Genomic DNA, 16,579 nt, shown 5'->3' on the forward strand with positions numbered 1-16,579 from the left:
TTACGGTAATTGCTGCCGGGTTGATGGTTAAGGCACCATCAGCATAAGTGATTGTATAGTTGGCAGCTGTTAATCCTGAAGGCGTAATCGTGTAGGTGCCGGCGTTAGTAGCGTTTTGCGCGTTGCCCGAATAAACCGGTGTGCCTGTAACGACAGTATTGCTTTCGTTATTTACCAAACCAGCAATAGTAACGCCGTTGCCTCCAATGTATGGCAAGCCATTATATGTTTTGGTGGCAGCGTTGGCAGTTACGGTAATTGCTGCCGGGTTGATGGTTAAGGCACCATCAGCATAAGTGATTGTATAGTTGGCAGCTGTTAATCCTGAAGGCGTAATCGTGTAGGTGCCGGCGTTAGTAGCGTTTTGCGCGTTGCCTGTATAAACCGGTGTGCCTGTAACGACAGTATTGCTTTCGTTATTTACCAAACCAGTAATAGTAACGCCGTTGCCTCCAATGTATGGCAAGCCATTATATGTTTTGGTGGCAGCGTTGGCAGTTACGATGATTGCTGCCGGATTGATGGTTAAGGCACCATCAGCGTAAGTGATCGTGTAATTGTCTGTTGATAATCCGCCAGGAGTAATCGTATAGCTTCCAACGTTAGTAGCTGATTGCGCATTACCGCTATAGGTCGGTGTGCCGGTTACTGCTGTTTCTGTTTCGCTGTTTACAAAGCCGGACATAGTTACACCATTGCCGCCGCTAAAAGGTAGGCCATTGTAACCCATGGTCAGGTCTTTGGCAGTAACGGTTAGCGCTGCCTTATTGATGGTAAGTGTGAATGGTACCGGTGTGGCGGCAGCATTGCTGGCGTCACCGGCCTGATTGGCTGTAATTGTTACAGTACCCGCTTTTAGTAATTTTATCTTCCATTTACTATCAGCTGCATCCAGGTAGGCAGTAGCAATGCTGTTATCGGAGGAAGTATATGTTACCGTGAGATTAGAGGTAGCCGTAGCTCCGGGGTCGAAAGGGGCATCTCCATAAACCTTTGTAACATCACTGATAGGATTGATCGTTTGTGCAGGCAGTTCGGGTGAATATTCATATGCACCAAGATCTATTATGCCATTGCTGGCATAATCAAGCACCCTTGCGTTTCCTGCCAGATCTGTGGAATTTGCATCTAAGCCTGTAAAAAGTGAGTTATTTCCGGCATTAACAGCCACACTGCTAACTTTGAGCCGGTAATCACCTCCGGCATTAGGCGCTAGACCGGGTGCAAGCGGCGATACAAAATCAGGAGTAGCCACATTACCGTTAAGAGGGCTATTTGCCGTTACTCCCTTGCCTTTTATAAGACTATACTGGTAAGTAAGCGTCGGACCGACGGTGCTAATTTCTGCATTATTGTTGTTGTATATGATACTGTTATAAACATTTACAAGGAAAGTTGATGTTCCCGTAGCATTAATTGCTGCACCGCCACTGTTGGAATAATTACCACTTATCGTGTTATTAATAAGCGTTAAGGACCCGGAAGCTATAGAAATACCACATCCACTTGAATAACTGTAGTTTCCGGATATCAATACGTTCTTTAGTGTGGCGGTGGTGGCTGTATTGATCGTGTAAATTCCACCGCCCTGATTAGCCTGGTTGCCGCTAATCCTGCTATTATTGATGGTTAATGTAGTTCCGGCAGTTGTACTGAATATTCCTCCGCCAGATCCGAATGAGGTATTAAGCGCATTACTGTAAATATCCATATTGGATAAATTTAACGTACCGGAATATTGAGCAATTCCGCCGCCATGGTACTTGTTAATGGTATAGCCATTCATGGTGTACGTGCCGGACTGCGATGCGTATGCATTAGTGATAGTCAGGCCATCCAATATGGTAGTGCCCGGGTTTACCAACATAATTATATGGTTCGCTCTTACGGACGAGCCCAAATCTCCGTTCAAGACTGTTTTGTTTTCTGTCAGCTTTAGATTTCGCTCTGCCAGCGATGACTCCGTGCCGGCAAAACCGCCGTATATTTTAATATTTTTCAATATAGTAAAGCAGGCCTCTGAGGGAAATACTCCGTCTGGATCCAGGTCTGAGACATTATATTTAGGATTGTAATTACCGCCTGCAACCCAGATCTCGCTTGTCTGCGTGTTCAGATTGGCTGCACGCAATGCATCTGCTACTTCTCCCATCGCGTTACTCCAGCTGCTCCCATCGCCGTTGCTACCTTTTTTGACATACAGGATGGACGGTGCTGTAGTACTGGTGGTATATTCATACGGGCCAATATCGATCGTACCCTCCATACGAGTACTGCCTGCCAGATCTACAGCGGGTCCTGGATCTGTAAAGAAGCTATTGCTACCTGCATTGATCAGCGGACTTCCGGCTTTTAACCGGTAAACACCACCGTTGTTAACCGAGGTGGTAATGGAAGGTATTACGGGATTCACCAGCATTGGATCTGTTGTGCCACCCAGGATGCCGTTTGCCGCATCTGCTGTCGCCCCTTCAATGAAACTGTTTTTGATATCAAATGAACTGCCGGTATTGTATTTCCTGATATTGCTTACTGCGGACGAAGAATTCCTGTTTCCAGTGATAACAGTATTCCGGATAATACAGGTGGCGTTTACAGTTATACAGATACCTGCGCCGGTGCTGCTATTAATTGTACAATAATTACTGCAGATAGCTGAGTTGATGACAGACGGACTTGATATACCAGCGCAATAGATACCTGCACCTTCGTCTCCATAATTTCCGGCTATAACGGTATTGATGATTACAGGTGACTGGTCAGCGTAAATTCCTGCTCCAAAAAATGATGCCATGTTGCCCCTGATATAAAGGTTCTGCAACTTTGGGTTAGAAGTTGAACAATAAATTCCGGCACCATAGTTACGGTTGATAGCCCCACTGTAACCATTATTGTTCTTTATTCCAAGGGTACTAGTAGCGTTAGCCGAACCTGCGATGATAGTAAATCCATTTAAAGCTGCACTGCCCACATTTCCCAACGAAACCACTACGTGATAAAAGTTATCGGTATAATTGCCTTTTATACCATAATCACCACTCAGAATGCTGGTATTTTCCACCAGCCCCAGGTTTCTTTGTGATAGTGCCGTTTCGTTTCCGGCAAATCCGCCATATACTTCTACATTTTTGATGATAGGGAATGAATAGTCACGGGTACCGGAAGTGCCTGTAATTGTACCGGGCAGATAGGCCGGATAATAGATGCCACCGCTTACCCATATCTGTTTTACGGTACCCGCATTCGCAGCGTTGATCAAATCTGCGGCATTCAAAGCATCGGCCACTTCGCCTATGGCGTTAGACCAGCTATCGCCGGTGCCGGTAGCACCCTTTTTTACGTACAATATCCCGTTGGCATCCGGCGTGGCGGCCATCACCTGTGATACAACACCGCAAAAGAGCATTATAAAGAGTAAATATTTTTTCATTGATTTTTGATTGAAGCAAACAAAGAATTCCTGCAGAGCCAGATTTACTGACGCTGCACACTTCCATGAGTAGTTACTTAGTAATTGAGTACACCAGAGCGAGTACCTGAAGTATTTCTTTTACCAAACTGCCATACAAAAGACAGCTCCATACTCTGTACAGACTGATAATTTTTTAGTCCGGATTGCACATAATCATAGGTGATACCTGCCATCCATCGCGCTGTTTCAATACCAAAGTAGGGATACAGGGCGTCGCCGAAACGCTCCCACAGACCCAGGTTGATACTGTGTAGCAGGCCATCGTCCATACCAATTTTGTATACGCCTCCCAGTGTGTAGATACTGTTTCCACCCTGGAATTCAGCAATACTGCTTACGTGCAGTTCATTGTTGCCGCCGGTGTTGATCCAGCCGCCCAGCTGTGCGTTTACTTTGCGGGGGATATTATATTCCATGCTGTTGTAGGCGCCTTCTTTGGGCTTGGCAACATGAAACAGGGCAGCTCCAGCGGACAAGCCATAGTGCTCGTTGTTGTAACTGTAGCTCATGCCAGCGCTGACGTCGAGGTAGCTGTTTTTCTGGAGATTTACCGCATCATTCGCAGGTAGATCGCGCTGAAAACCCATGCTGCCCAGCTGCGATTGGTAGAGGAATTTGCTCGCATCCAGTATGCGGTTAGCATAGGTGCCTGTTAATCCGGCACTCAATAAATGATGTGCCGCTGGATCCAGGGCCAGGTGATAGGCCGCAGAGAATGAGAAATAGTTGTTTTTTAAAATGCCACCATTAGATTGATCGCTTAATACACTGCCACCTATGCCCAGGTTGCTGTTGCCGGTAGTAAAGCTTTTCTCCAGGGAGGCTGTAACCGTGTAGTAAGGTTTGATGGCATCCCCCCACCACTGAGAACGTGCATTTAAAGCAAGTCGCCAGTCATCGACCTTATTGCCGGTGAGCGCTGGATTCAGGGTCATGGGGGAGGTGAAATACTGTGAAAAATGGGGGTCTTGTGCTACGAGCCTTGTTGACAACAGACAACAAAACAACACTAAAAACCGAATTGGTTTCATGTTCTTCTTTTAGAGATAAATAGTTTAGGTATAAAGAATCTGCCGGGTCAACAGCAAGGGGTGATGGTTCTTATTATGAGTGGCAAAATTATAAAATATTTATTTTTTACAATGCGTATTTCTACGCATTTGATGTTTTTTTAAATATTTAATATGTTTGAAAGAATGAACAGACATGGTTTGCTAAGCTTTCCAAACCATAAGGAAATCAAACATTCAACTAAAAAAATAATGGATACATCTTTGAGATCAATCCATTATAAATTACTAACCTGTGGGCTGACTTTTGCCTAAAATTGCTTAAATACCCGATTCAATCTTCAGTACTTCATCCGGGAGAATATGAATTCCTTCGGGAAAATGAATTACCAGCTGCCCCTGTTCCTGTTTCCATAAAACCTTTAGCTCCCTATCTCCCAGACTTCCCTTGATTTTCTTCAGGGTGCTTACTTCCCGGGCATCCAGGTAAAGCGTATTGATTTTTACCTTGCCATATTTTACGGCAATGGTATGTGAAGTTTTTTCTTTAGATAGCTGTTGGGTATAGGTTCCCCAGCCTTCGGCAGCGGTAAACGGAGCGTGGAAATTATATGCATTAAATGCGGGTCTGAATTTCATTTCTCCTTTAGGTCCGTGATATTCAAAGCCGCAGGCGGTGATAAATGTGCCGTAGCTGGCCATCGCACGGGCGTAATGGTCGCTGCATTCAATTTCATTGAAGGGGTTACGTTTAGCGCCGTGGTACCTGTCGTGTATGGCTTTGGTAAGAATAAGTGCTTCATCCGTCATGCCTTCCGCCATCATATGACTGGCTACCTGGTGTTCGAAACCTGACATGCATTCATGGAAATATCCTAATTGCCAGGTAACGTCTTCCCCGTAAGGTTTATCTTCATTATGGGGATTGGTGTTCATGATCATGCCAGCTTCGCCATTCAGCGCATAGGGTCTGCCGCCCTGGTGGGTACTGATATATGGCCCTACATCCGTAGCGAAATTGTATTTCCACAGGGAACGTAGTGCAGACAACGTTTGTTCCTTATCCCATAATCTTCCCAGGCCTACCTGCCATGCCCAGCTTTGGCCCAATACCTGATCTATATGACAGGTATTGTAGCTGCCTAGTTTTTTGCGGCCTTGTACAGCATCCGGGCGATGAATGAAATATTCACCATTGAAAAGATATGCGGACATATTCCTGCATCCTTTCTCTACATAGGTTTTGCAGGTGGCGGTGAATGCCTTGTCTTTCATTTCTTCTGCCATGAGCTGGGCCGCTTTGGCTGCAGCAATGCATAAACCCGCTATCCATGCGATTTCGCCTTCCCATACGGCATCTAATGTGTTCTCCATGGGTGTATCTGTCAGGCCGTCGTTATTTTTATCCTGCTGCAACATAAATACCACTGCTTTCTTTACCTGTGGCCAGTTGGCAGATAAGAAGCTATTATCCGCACTCATCTGGTGTTCGCGGTAAATGCGTAAGATGGTGCCTGCCTGTCCGTCTATTGCGGGTCTGTTTTCATATTCAGCCCTGAAAATAATGCCGCCGTTGGGGTCCATCGCAATGCCAAGGTCTGTACGTTGGCGCGTGTCGCGTTCCAGTGACGGGAATATTCTGCCGGCTGATTGTGCATACTGCCAGACATGTGTGCAGGTACCTGCACAGGTATTCACTCCTTCCCATCCCCAGAAACGGCCAGATTTAAAACGGTAGGTATTGGCTGTAGCAAGGGTGCCGATATTGAGGAAGGTTCTTTCCAGGAACCAATATGGAAGTGTCGAATCGTAATATGTATCCCGCCACTGTATTGTTGTGCCCCAGAGCTCTCTGAAATGCTGACGTATATAAGCTGCTACTTCGCCGGCATTTTTGAACCTGCTGCCGTAGTAATATCCATCTGCAGCATCTTTTAATTTGCTGGTTGATTTAAGTGGATGATTGAAATGCCAGGTTAATACAAATTGCTCCTGTAACGCTTTTCCAGCCTGAATGCTGGCAGCGGCTGTGCTGATGGCAGCCACAAGTTTTTCATCAGCAGCGCTATCAGCAGTTTTATCATTTTCAGCAGTGAATAATTCGTTTGTAACCGGCCAGATGGCAGCATTGGTATGGAAAAGTGCATCATGCCCAATGTAGGTTAAGCCTGTAGTACCTTCATCCGGATAACTGGCGGTGTCGGTATTGTTGGGATGAAACGAAGAAAGGATCGTGCTGTCATGCCTAAGGACTGTATTATGTTTGCGGCCATCGGTACTGGCGGTTAGTTTCCTGGCGCCATTTTCAAACCACCCACAAATACTGGCTTCCAGCGGCTGTGTTGTTTTGTTTCGGATATTAATATCGAACACGGTGGCGGGCAGTGCGCTGTTATCGGCATCCAGGGGGATGAATATTCCACCTGCCTGCATCTTTATTTCCACAGGAACGGCAGGATCGTTAAACGTGATAACCGCAACGGGGTAGGAGGCTTCAAAGCTTACCTGTTCCCAGTCTTCTTCTTTCAGTTCTTTTATCCAGGTTTGATTGCCCTGTCTGATCTGAATGGCAAATCCCTGTTCAAGTATTCTTTTATTGGCTGCCAGGGCAGGTTCTAGATAGCTGGCGCCATCGCGGCTCCGGATTTTTCGTTCCTGGGTGCCATCATACCAGAGGACCGTTTTAGGATCAATACCTTCTCTCTCGTCGTTATAGATACTCCACAACCATAATCTTCCGTCTCCACCGAGGTATACGGTGCCGGTGTGTAGTCCGCCGGCGGGCATGCCGATATACTTCAGTTCATTCAGCTCCTTGTGGTAGGTGGTTGGTTTCCCGCGCTCATACAGACTTTTGATCCATGCAGGGTCTATCGCTTTGATGCCTGGAATATTATGAACGGGCTTCATGACACCGTGATAAGGCTGTTTACCGAAACCCAGTCCCGGCAATTGCAAGGTGAGTAATCCGGCTGCCGCAAGGCCAGATTGACGGAGGAATTGTCTTCTTTTCATTTGTTCACTTTTCGTTGATATCTACTGTCGAAATCGCTGGTTGAATGTCTTAAAATACAAACAATCTCCTGGATTTACAGGATGATTTATCTGCAAAATGTAATATGAATATATTTAATATATTCGCTGCTGTATTTAAATCAGACCTACGCCTATTCAAAACTTGAACAAGATGAAAAATATTATTTTAATACTCCTGTTAATCTGTTGTAATAAAACCTTTGCTCAAACTAAGTATGAAAAGTATCAGATAACTGGTCTTGGTACTATACTGGTCCCGGATTTAATGGAGTTGCAGGACGGATTATACAGGCAGCAGGAGACTGATAAGCTAAAAGCGAAAGGAATTGAAGTTAGTGGTGATAAGATAGTTTTTCAGCAGAAGGGGCTTAATTTGGGAACTAAGAACGCATTTTCTTCATATGCCAGGGTGACAATAACTACTACCATGGGGCGGCCTGGTGAGTTTGGGAAATTATCACAGCCTCCTAATATTAGTGCCCAGGATATACAGGTAATTAAGGAGGCTATGACTGCAAAGTTTGCTGCAAACAGGGATGGATTAAAGCTGGTGAACTGGATTACTACAGCGCCGGCAGTTGTAAATGGCAATAAATGTTTCAGGATTTCATATTTACGCCAGTTAAAAAATAATCCTTATGTGGTAGTAGATATGTATGAATTTCAGAATAATGACAGGAAGTATATGGTGATGATGTCGTACAGAAGAGACGATGCCAGGACATGGGAGCCGGTTTATAAAAAAATGCTGGAGAGTCTGCAGATAACTAATGTAAAGTAAATGCTGTGGCAATTTACATTGTGTATCTGCAGACAGTCAGTTTTTAGTTATCTTTTTCTGTTCTGGCCAGGTACACTTTACCATCTTTCCATTTATAATAGTTCTTGACAATAGTATCAGGGCCTTCATCATAGCGGTAAATTTCTTTTTTTACCGGATCAAATGTCAGGTATTCCAGGTCAATTAATTGTTTGTTTTTTTCAAATTTTCCGGTGGATTTATTGTAGATAAAGTAGACGAATGAACCGTCGTATTTAGTGCGTTCAGGGAAGTATACAGGTATTTTTATATCGAGGTATCCGTCGAAGTTAAGGTCTTCCATGATGACTTCCGCGCTGTTTTCGGAGAGGCATTCATCATATCCGTTGATTATTTGCAGGAGTTTATTATTTCGATAGATGTCGAGCTGATTACTTTTGGTGTACATTCTTTCGTGGTTGCCTGCATCCGTCATTTTGCCCTGATAGGTTTTCATTTTGAAATTGAAATCAGCAGGTTGCAGCAGATTTATTTTTTCCCGCATGGTGAGTTTAACAGGAAGGATTGCGCCTGTCTTTTCATTTTTCCAGGTTCCGGTAAGTGTATCTTTTCCTTGCAGGCTAAAGGAGCCGGTGACAAGGAATTTATTGTTTTTGTCACGTATGCGGAAGTTTTCTTCTGTTAGCAGGATGGAATCTCCGGATTTTTTAAGTCCTTTTACATCCAGTTTGGCGCCGATGCCGCTTTTCAGGTAGTAGTATTCTCCATCAACGGTGTTGGTTGCCGGGGTGATCTGCAATTGCATTTCTATCGGATATTTGCTGACAGCGCCAGTAAAATTATAGATGATAGTAGTTTTTGTTTGTGCGCTACAGAAAATCGTAAATAGCAGGAAACCCGCCAGGGTAATCGTTTTTTTCACAGGATTAGATTATTGTTTTATTGATTTGGTAGGAATATTATATAACCGGATAAAGGTCGCCATTGAATTGTTTATGTTGTTCACCCGTTCCAGAATGGGTTGTAATGATGCCGGGGCGTTTTCAATAAAGAGATCAATATGAAATTTTAAGGTTTGTCCGAGTTGGATACCATCGGGTGTTTGCGGAGGTAATGCAAAGGTGCGTAATTGTATTAAAGTGCCGCTGCGTGCCTGGTCGCGGATGAACCATGAGATAAACTCCAGGGAATTCAGGCTTTCCGACGATTTGTCAATAGTAAATTCGAATTGTAACATTACTTCTCCGGGGAGGCCACCGTCTGTTCTTAACAGGGTTCCGGCTGGAAGGTGGGCAAAGGCCGGGTTGCTCAGGTCAGCTTTTTTTATTTCTTCCAGATTGTCTATTCCGCTACAAACATCATTAATGCCCTGCAGGCTATCGAGTGTATGATGGAAGCGGGTGATTTCTTCAGGATATTGATTCATGGTTTTCGTATTGCGGATACAATATCGTTAATAATTATCAATCATTATTATGGCAGGTGATCTGGATAAATTAATGTTATGGCTGGACGCTGATTATGCTATGTGTCAGTTTGCATATCTTACTATTATTTTAAGAATATTTTTCCCCGAATGATAATGAACAGATCATTTAATAATGAATGAAATGAATACAGTTGTTTTTAAGTAGAGTCTTTTATTTTTGAGATACCAAAGTTTGTTACCCATGAAATCATTTTATAGCAGGGATTATATTATTGAAGCGATGGAGAAGTGTTTTGCTGAATATGTATCGGCTTATCAGATACTGGTGAAAAATATTTCAACATTGATGATTATTTATTCCGGCGTATTTATTGCGGCAGGCCCTTTGGCCAGAGCTATTTTGCAGGAGGCACATGTTGCTGTTGTGGTGGTATTCCTGTTCATGCTTTTTGTCATACTGTTTTTTGTGTCGGTTTCGTTTGCTGTGTTTATGGTGTTCCCGGAAACGGATACGCTGTTGCCGAATCCGGCAGAATATTATCATGCCGGAAAAATTGAATTGCATGGAAGTGTTTCCAGTATTCAGATCCCGTTAACTGAAGAGATTGATAGTCTGTTGCTGGAGAAATATATAACTGAGCTTGCCTATATAACGATAGGTATGGAAGGTGTGGTGAAACGGAAAAGCAAGTTTTATATGTATGCTTTTGCTTCCGCAATTGCCAGTAGTGTGCTGTGCATGTTTAGTTTGATTCTTAAGTACTTATAATTGATAATATATGGATTTTCTGACCAGATTAATTGAGAAGCCGCTGAGGAAATATCTTACAAAGAAGATAAAAAAAAATATGCTAAATCCCAGGCATCATTATTCCCTGACATGGCGAATGAATTTTTTGAGAGGTCTGGGTAGTAAAACCGGTAAATATGATCAGGATCCGATAACATTTGTAGATACATGGCGCATCTGCGAGCCGTGGATCGTGTTATGGCCGGAATATGAAGAGGCAGGATACACAGTAGAAGATTTCGATCCTTACAGACACTTTAAGTTATTTGATGATGAACCAATAAGATACAAGCGCAAGCCAGATCAATAGAAGGATTTTTAGTTTATTAAATATTACAAAGTTTGTTACCCATGAAATCATTTTATAATCCGGAATATGTTATTGAGATAACAGAAAAACGCTTTGCTGCTTATAGTGTAGCGTATAATCTGGTAATGAATAAATATGCTATACTGATGTTGTTTTATAGTGGTATTTCTGTGTCTCTTACGCCTATGGTCAGGCAGGTTATTCAGTCATCATTGCCTGGTATTGTATGGTTGTTATCCTTTATTGTTTTCATCAGCCTGTTCGTGGGGTCAGTTATTATGGCGATCTTTTTTTTGCAGCCCGTGGGTGATGTATTTCTGCCAGACCCGGAGGCTTATCATATCGAATTGAGGAAATCTAAAGAAAGAGATACCCCACCAAATGAAATACCACTGATTCAGGAAATTGATCGAAAATTGATAAATGAGTATCTGGAAGATATGGAGAAGTCCATGAAAGATTTAGAGCGCATATTCAATAAGAAGAAATCGTTGTATGCTAACTCATTTTTTTTGGTTGTATTTAGCATGCCTGCATTTATTATATGCCTATTTCTTTATCTGTTAAATAAGTAAAAACATGTTTTTAGAAAGAATATTTGAAAAAATAATCATCAAGCGATTAACAAAGAAAATCAGAAAGAAGATGTTAGATCCTTCACATCACTATTCGCTTACCTGGACTATCAACTTCCGAAAGAATCTTGGAATGAATATCGAAAAAGATAAGCCACGCCCGACGTGGTTTACCGCTACCTGGGGCGTATCCAAACCCTGGGTTGTATTATGGCCGGAGTATGAGGCAATTATCGCAAACCGAAAGGCGAGGGGCGAATCGTTGGAAGGTCTGGAGTATATGATTCCGGATTTCGCAAAGGCTGGTATGCCATATCACAGCAATGGCTACTGGGCAGAACTGGCTCCGCCCAATTACATGGCCCCACCTAAACAACCTATCGTAGACTGGAAATAAGATCATTTTCCTGTCTTATTTATCATCGGTTGCATACTTCCCGTATATCCTTCAGCGTTTTAGGAAATAAACTTTAAATTTACAGTTTCTCACTGCTGTTATGACCGGAAGTATATTAGCCAGGCTCGAAGCTTCCCGTAAAGAATTACTGGATCTGGGCCTCAGAAATCCTTTGTTGAATTACAAGTTACCCACTGGTAAAGGATTGCACATTGTGCAGGAGCAGTCCGCTGCCATCTACAATCTGCTCGTGAAAGAAGGTAAGAGTATGACCTTCAGCGGCAGAACAGCTAAGGAATTAGCACAACAGGAACTCCCACAGGAGCCGGTAATGACCGAAGCTGCTGCGGTGGCCCTGAAAGATGGTTATACCGACACCAAGCTTCAAACCAACGAAAATAATGCGACACTACAGCATAAGCTGCTGAATACCTACTATGCCGCAAGAACGAACCTGGAAGAACAAGGGGTGAATATCCTCTATATCTCCCTGGGCATGCTGCAATGGTATGAAAGTGAAAGCAGCCAGGAAGCAAGACTGGCGCCACTGATCCTCATCCCGGTGTCGCTGGATCGCAGCAACGTCGGGGAAAGATTCAGGCTCAAATACACCCTGGAAGAAGTTGGCGAAAATATCTCTCTTCAGGCTAAAATGAAGACAGACTTCGGCATCAGCATTCCAGACCTGCCCGATACGGAAGATGTGGATATTAACGACTACCTGCAACGTATAGCCGCTGCAGTAGCTGATTTTGATAGATGGGAAGTGATTACTGATGCGGTGGAGCTGGGATTTTTCTCCTTTGGGAAATTCATGATCTATAATGATCTGGAAGCCAATAACTGGCCGGAAGGGCAGTCCCCTGAAGAACATCCTGTGATCAGCAGCCTGTTTGGCAACGGATTCAGACACGAACATGCTGATATATCAGAGGACAGCTTCATCGATACTGAAACTACAGCGAATAACCTGTTCCAGGTGGTAGATGCAGACAGTTCTCAGATCCTTGCCATGCTGGCGGTGCAGGAAGGCCGAAACCTGGTAATACAGGGGCCTCCGGGTACAGGTAAATCCCAGACGATTACCAACATTATCGCAGATGCTATCGGCAGAGGAAAAAAAGTACTCTTTGTTGCCGAAAAGCTGGCGGCGCTGGAAGTAGTAAAACGCAGACTGGATAACATATATCTAGGGGAAGCCTGTCTTGAACTACATAGCCATAAAGCCAATAAGAAAACCCTGCACCAGGAACTGAAGAAAGTATTGGAACTGGGCAAACCTACTGCTGGTAAATTGCAGACGGAACTGGAGCTCCTGGAGAAAACGAGGGCAGAGCTGAATGATTACTGTATGGCTATCAATACCCCTGTGCAGAACAGCGGGTATACACCCCAACAGGTTATCGGTAATCTCCTGCAACTAAAAGAGCAGATCAGGGAAGCTGACCTTCCTCGTATAGCCATTCCCGATATAAAAAACTGGGATATGTCGGTTGCCAATAAGGCAGTCGCACTGTCTGAACGCATACAGGCATGTCTCAACGAAATTGGTATCCCTGCAGCCTCTCCATTTTATGGGTCACAGCTACAGAGTTTGCTTCCGCATGAACAGGAGCGCGTAAGAGATATTTTACAAAAAAGCATAGCGGTCGTTCAGGTGCTGGTACAAGCTGCCTGTGAGGTAGCCGGACATCTGCAACTGGCTGTTCCGGAAAGCGCTGCCGCAGTTACTGACCTCGCAGATATTTGCCAGGTCATTGCAGCACAACCTGATATTAAAGGCATGAACGCCGCTAATTCCGGGTGGCTCCATCAGGAAACAGCCATCCATGAATTATTGGAGACCGGGCAGGCTGCTGTTGCATTACAGCAGTCGTACCAGGAGATCCTGATTCCTGAAGCCTGGGAGCAGGACATGCTGGAAGTAAGGGAAGATTTGCTGGCCAATGGCGAAAAGTGGTATAAATTCCTTATCGGAAGCTATCGCCGTAGCAAAAAGAAACTAGCAGCCCTTTGCAAACAGGGGCTACCCGATGATAATACCGTCAGGCTCCAATACGTTGATGATATCATGGCTTTTCGCCGCCTGGAAGCAAGTGTGAAAGAAAGTACATCATTGGCAGAATCACTGTTTGGCAGCCGTTGGGAAAAACTTAAATCCAACTGGGGACTACTGGAGAAAGGGACCGCCTATCTAACGGATGTGCATAAACGAATCAATGCAGGCACATTGCATAAAGCAGTGCTGGACTGCCTCTCCCGCCAGGCAGACCCTGTTCTTGCCGGAAAGGATGAAAATATGCTCCGTCAAAAGCTGCAACAGGCTGTTTATCAGCTGCATGAACTGCTACAGGTGTTAGCCATGCCGGCAGGACTGATGGTTAAAACATTTGAGCAACAGCTTATACAATTAAATACCTGGCTGGAAAAACTGCCGGAAATCAAATACCTTATCTCCTGGAATAATATAACAGTAACGGCTAAACAGGAAAATCTGGATTGTCTCATCAATTCCTCCCTGGAATGGCCCGAAGCCGGAAAATGGCTGAAGACGGCCTTGCTGCGCAGCTGGTACGAACACCTGATAGGTGAAGCTGTCAGAACACAACCTGGGCTGCGTCGCTTCAGCAGGTCTTCCCACGAAGAACTGATAAAACAATTCCAGCGCCTGGATATGCTGCAACTGCAATATAACAGAGTGCGCGCCGCCCTTCACCATTGGGAGCAAATGCCCAAGGCAGATGCCGGCGGGCAGGTAAACATCCTCAAAACAGAATTCAACAAAAAAGCCAGGCATATGCCTATCCGCAAGCTGATGCAGGCGGCAGGCTGGGCTATACAGGCTATCAAACCTGTATTTATGATGAGCCCGATGTCTATTGCTAATTTCTTACCGCCAGACGCCGTAGATTTTGACCTCGTTATCTTCGATGAGGCCAGCCAGGTACGCCCTGTGGATGCACTGGGCGCCATACTGCGTGGTAAACAGCTGGTAGTGGTTGGTGATACCAGGCAGTTGCCACCAACGAGCTTCTTCGATACGCTCAATACAGACACCGATGATGAAGAGAACGTAACTGCAGACATGCAAAGCATTCTGGGCCTCTGTGATGCCCAGGGAGCTCCGCAACGTATGCTCCGCTGGCATTACAGAAGTCGCCACGAATCACTGATCACGTTGTCCAACCACGAATTCTACGATAATAAACTGGTGATATTCCCGGGGCCAGGTACAAAAGATAAAGCCGGACTCGTATACCATCATCTTCCTGAAACATACTACGACAGAGGAAAAACCCGTACCAACCCGAAAGAGGCGGAGCGTGTAGCCGATGCTGTTATAGAACATGCCAGAACCTGTCCGCAGCAGAGTTTAGGTGTGGTGGCTTTCAGTACCTCGCAGCGCCAGGCTATCAGTGATGCTATAGAGCTTAAAAGAAAACAGCACCCTGAACTGGAAGGTTTTTTTAACAGTCACCATGATGAGCCATTCTTCATCAAAAACCTTGAAAATGTACAGGGGGATGAGCGGGATGTTATTTACATTTCCATCGGCTATGGCCGTACGGAAGAAGGTTATGTAGCCATGTCCTTCGGACCACTGAACAATGAAGGCGGAGAACGACGACTCAACGTATTGATTACCCGCGCCAAATTCCGCTGTGAAGTATTTACCAATATTACTGCTGATGATATTGACCTGAACAGAACGCAAAGCTTCGGTATAAAGGCGCTGAAAAACTTCCTGTATTTCGCCCAGTATGGTCGCCTGAACTATGCGGAAGAAACAACGAAACCTGCCGACAGTCCTTTCGAGGAAAATGTGGCCGCCATGCTGACAGCCCGGGGGCATACCGTGCGTAAACAAGTAGGAGCAAAAGGTTTTTATATAGATCTTGCCATCGTAGATCCTGCATATCCCGGCAGGTATTTGCTGGGAATCGAATGCGATGGCGCAGCTTATCATAGCGCCAGATCTGCAAGAGACAGGGACCGGCTCCGCCAGCAGGTGCTGGAGAATATGGGATGGCGTATCCATCGCATCTGGAGTACAGACTGGTTCCATCATCCGGAAGCAGAGCTGGCCCGATTGGAGCAGGCCATAGAAGAAGCAAAACAGGCAAGGGTTTCGGCTGATAAGGAAGCAGAAATAGTGCAACAGGACCTGGAAATGGAGCGGGAAGCAGTGGTCGCAACAGCTGAAGAAACCCCATTATATAAAATGGCCACGCTGCCAGAAGAAATAAAAGAACAGGAGCTACACCAAACGCCTATCGGACTATTGTGCAGCTGGATCCAGCAGGTAGTGGAAGTAGAAAGCCCTGTGCATTTTGATGAGGTTGCCCGCCGGATGGTAGAAGCTGCCGGTGTAACCCGCGTAGGGCCACGTATCCGTGAAGTGCTGCGCCATGCCGTTCGCCATGCAGATGCCGGTAAACGGATCAAAATAAAAGGACAATTCCTGTGGCATATTGATTTACCTGCGCCGTTGGTGCGTGACCGTAGTGAGCTGCCAGCCTCCGCCAGAAAAGTGAATTATATTTCGGTGGAAGAAGTAGGCGTAGCGCTGGAAAAGGTGGTCCGCAATGCCGTGGCCATACAACCGGAAGCCACGGTTCCTTTTATTGCCAGAATGTTTGGCTTCAGCAGAATGACAGAAGAAATGAAAGCCGATATGCTGAAGGCCGTTGTCGCCAATATCGACAGCCAGGTGGTACAACAGGAAGGAGAATTCCTGAAAATTTGATTGGCATATAATCGTACATATAATGTCCTGAAATGAACATATGTATTTAAATG

At 44.9% G+C, this 16,579-nt stretch carries 11 protein-coding genes; 6 read left to right on the top strand and 5 right to left on the bottom strand.

Going from position 1 to position 16,579, the window contains the following annotated elements; genetic code table 11:
- The 3 genes from F3J22_RS14280 to F3J22_RS14290 form a co-directional block, all read right to left on the bottom strand.
- Window positions 1-3,430: S-layer family protein (locus F3J22_RS14280; RefSeq protein ID WP_167018494.1), on the bottom strand; the 3,430-nt coding region annotated here is incomplete at its 3' end.
- 77 nt (window positions 3,431-3,507) lie between these two features.
- Complete coding sequence (locus F3J22_RS14285) at window positions 3,508-4,503, bottom strand: PorP/SprF family type IX secretion system membrane protein (protein WP_167018496.1); 996 nt, start codon at window positions 4,501-4,503, stop codon at window positions 3,508-3,510.
- A gap of 300 nt (window positions 4,504-4,803) precedes the next feature.
- On the bottom strand, window positions 4,804-7,497 hold the full coding sequence (locus F3J22_RS14290; RefSeq protein WP_167018498.1) for a GH116 family glycosyl hydrolase: 2,694 nt from the start codon (window positions 7,495-7,497) through the stop codon (window positions 4,804-4,806).
- 172 nt (window positions 7,498-7,669) lie between these two features.
- On the opposite strand from F3J22_RS14290, the gene F3J22_RS14295 reads away from it, so the two are divergent.
- Complete coding sequence (locus F3J22_RS14295; protein WP_167018500.1) at window positions 7,670-8,299, top strand: hypothetical protein; 630 nt, start codon at window positions 7,670-7,672, stop codon at window positions 8,297-8,299.
- 43 nt (window positions 8,300-8,342) lie between these two features.
- Here the strand turns inward: F3J22_RS14295 and F3J22_RS14300 are convergent, their stop codons facing one another.
- Together F3J22_RS14300 and F3J22_RS14305 are read right to left on the bottom strand one after the other, a co-directional pair.
- The gene (locus tag F3J22_RS14300; protein WP_167018502.1) at window positions 8,343-9,200 is read right to left on the bottom strand and encodes a hypothetical protein; all 858 of its coding nucleotides are present in this window, start codon (window positions 9,198-9,200) and stop codon (window positions 8,343-8,345) included.
- A 9-nt stretch (window positions 9,201-9,209) separates the two neighbouring features.
- Window positions 9,210-9,704, bottom strand: a complete 495-nt coding sequence (locus F3J22_RS14305) for a hypothetical protein (RefSeq protein WP_167018504.1) — start codon at window positions 9,702-9,704, stop codon at window positions 9,210-9,212.
- Window positions 9,705-10,032: 328 nt separating this feature from the next.
- On the opposite strand from F3J22_RS14305, the gene F3J22_RS14310 reads away from it, so the two are divergent.
- The 5 genes from F3J22_RS14310 to F3J22_RS14330 all read left to right on the top strand — a co-directional run bounded on the left by F3J22_RS14310 (window position 10,033) and on the right by F3J22_RS14330 (window position 16,526).
- Complete coding sequence (locus F3J22_RS14310; protein ID WP_167018506.1) at window positions 10,033-10,476, top strand: hypothetical protein; 444 nt, start codon at window positions 10,033-10,035, stop codon at window positions 10,474-10,476.
- 10 nt (window positions 10,477-10,486) lie between these two features.
- A complete protein-coding gene (locus F3J22_RS14315) occupies window positions 10,487-10,807 on the top strand; it encodes a hypothetical protein (protein WP_167018508.1) in 321 nt (106 codons plus the stop codon).
- Between the two features lie 41 nt (window positions 10,808-10,848).
- Entirely contained in the window at window positions 10,849-11,382 is a 534-nt protein-coding gene (locus F3J22_RS14320) for a hypothetical protein (protein ID WP_167018511.1), read from the top strand.
- Window positions 11,383-11,452: 70 nt separating this feature from the next.
- On the top strand, window positions 11,453-11,779 hold the full coding sequence (locus F3J22_RS14325; protein ID WP_167018512.1) for a hypothetical protein: 327 nt from the start codon (window positions 11,453-11,455) through the stop codon (window positions 11,777-11,779).
- Between the two features lie 100 nt (window positions 11,780-11,879).
- Window positions 11,880-16,526, top strand: a complete 4,647-nt coding sequence (locus F3J22_RS14330; RefSeq protein ID WP_167018514.1) for a DUF3320 domain-containing protein — start codon at window positions 11,880-11,882, stop codon at window positions 16,524-16,526.
- Window positions 16,527-16,579: the final 53 nt, after the last annotated feature.

Source organism: Chitinophaga sp. Cy-1792 (assembly GCF_011752935.1).
GTDB lineage: Bacteria > Bacteroidota > Bacteroidia > Chitinophagales > Chitinophagaceae > Chitinophaga.

Bases quoted from the DNA above. Each gene is read 5' to 3' on its own strand.
- F3J22_RS14290 (WP_167018498.1), bottom strand. From the start codon at position 7,497: ATGAAAAGAAGACAATTCCTCCGTCAATCTGGCCTTGCGGCAGCCGGA.
- F3J22_RS14330 (WP_167018514.1), top strand. From the start codon at position 11,880: ATGACCGGAAGTATATTAGCCAGGCTCGAAGCTTCCCGTAAAGAATTA.
- F3J22_RS14285 (WP_167018496.1), bottom strand. From the start codon at position 4,503: ATGAAACCAATTCGGTTTTTAGTGTTGTTTTGTTGTCTGTTGTCAACA.
- F3J22_RS14315 (WP_167018508.1), top strand. From the start codon at position 10,487: ATGGATTTTCTGACCAGATTAATTGAGAAGCCGCTGAGGAAATATCTT.
- F3J22_RS14305 (WP_167018504.1), bottom strand. From the start codon at position 9,704: ATGAATCAATATCCTGAAGAAATCACCCGCTTCCATCATACACTCGAT.
- F3J22_RS14325 (WP_167018512.1), top strand. From the start codon at position 11,453: ATGTTAGATCCTTCACATCACTATTCGCTTACCTGGACTATCAACTTC.
- F3J22_RS14295 (WP_167018500.1), top strand. From the start codon at position 7,670: ATGAAAAATATTATTTTAATACTCCTGTTAATCTGTTGTAATAAAACC.
- F3J22_RS14320 (WP_167018511.1), top strand. From the start codon at position 10,849: ATGAAATCATTTTATAATCCGGAATATGTTATTGAGATAACAGAAAAA.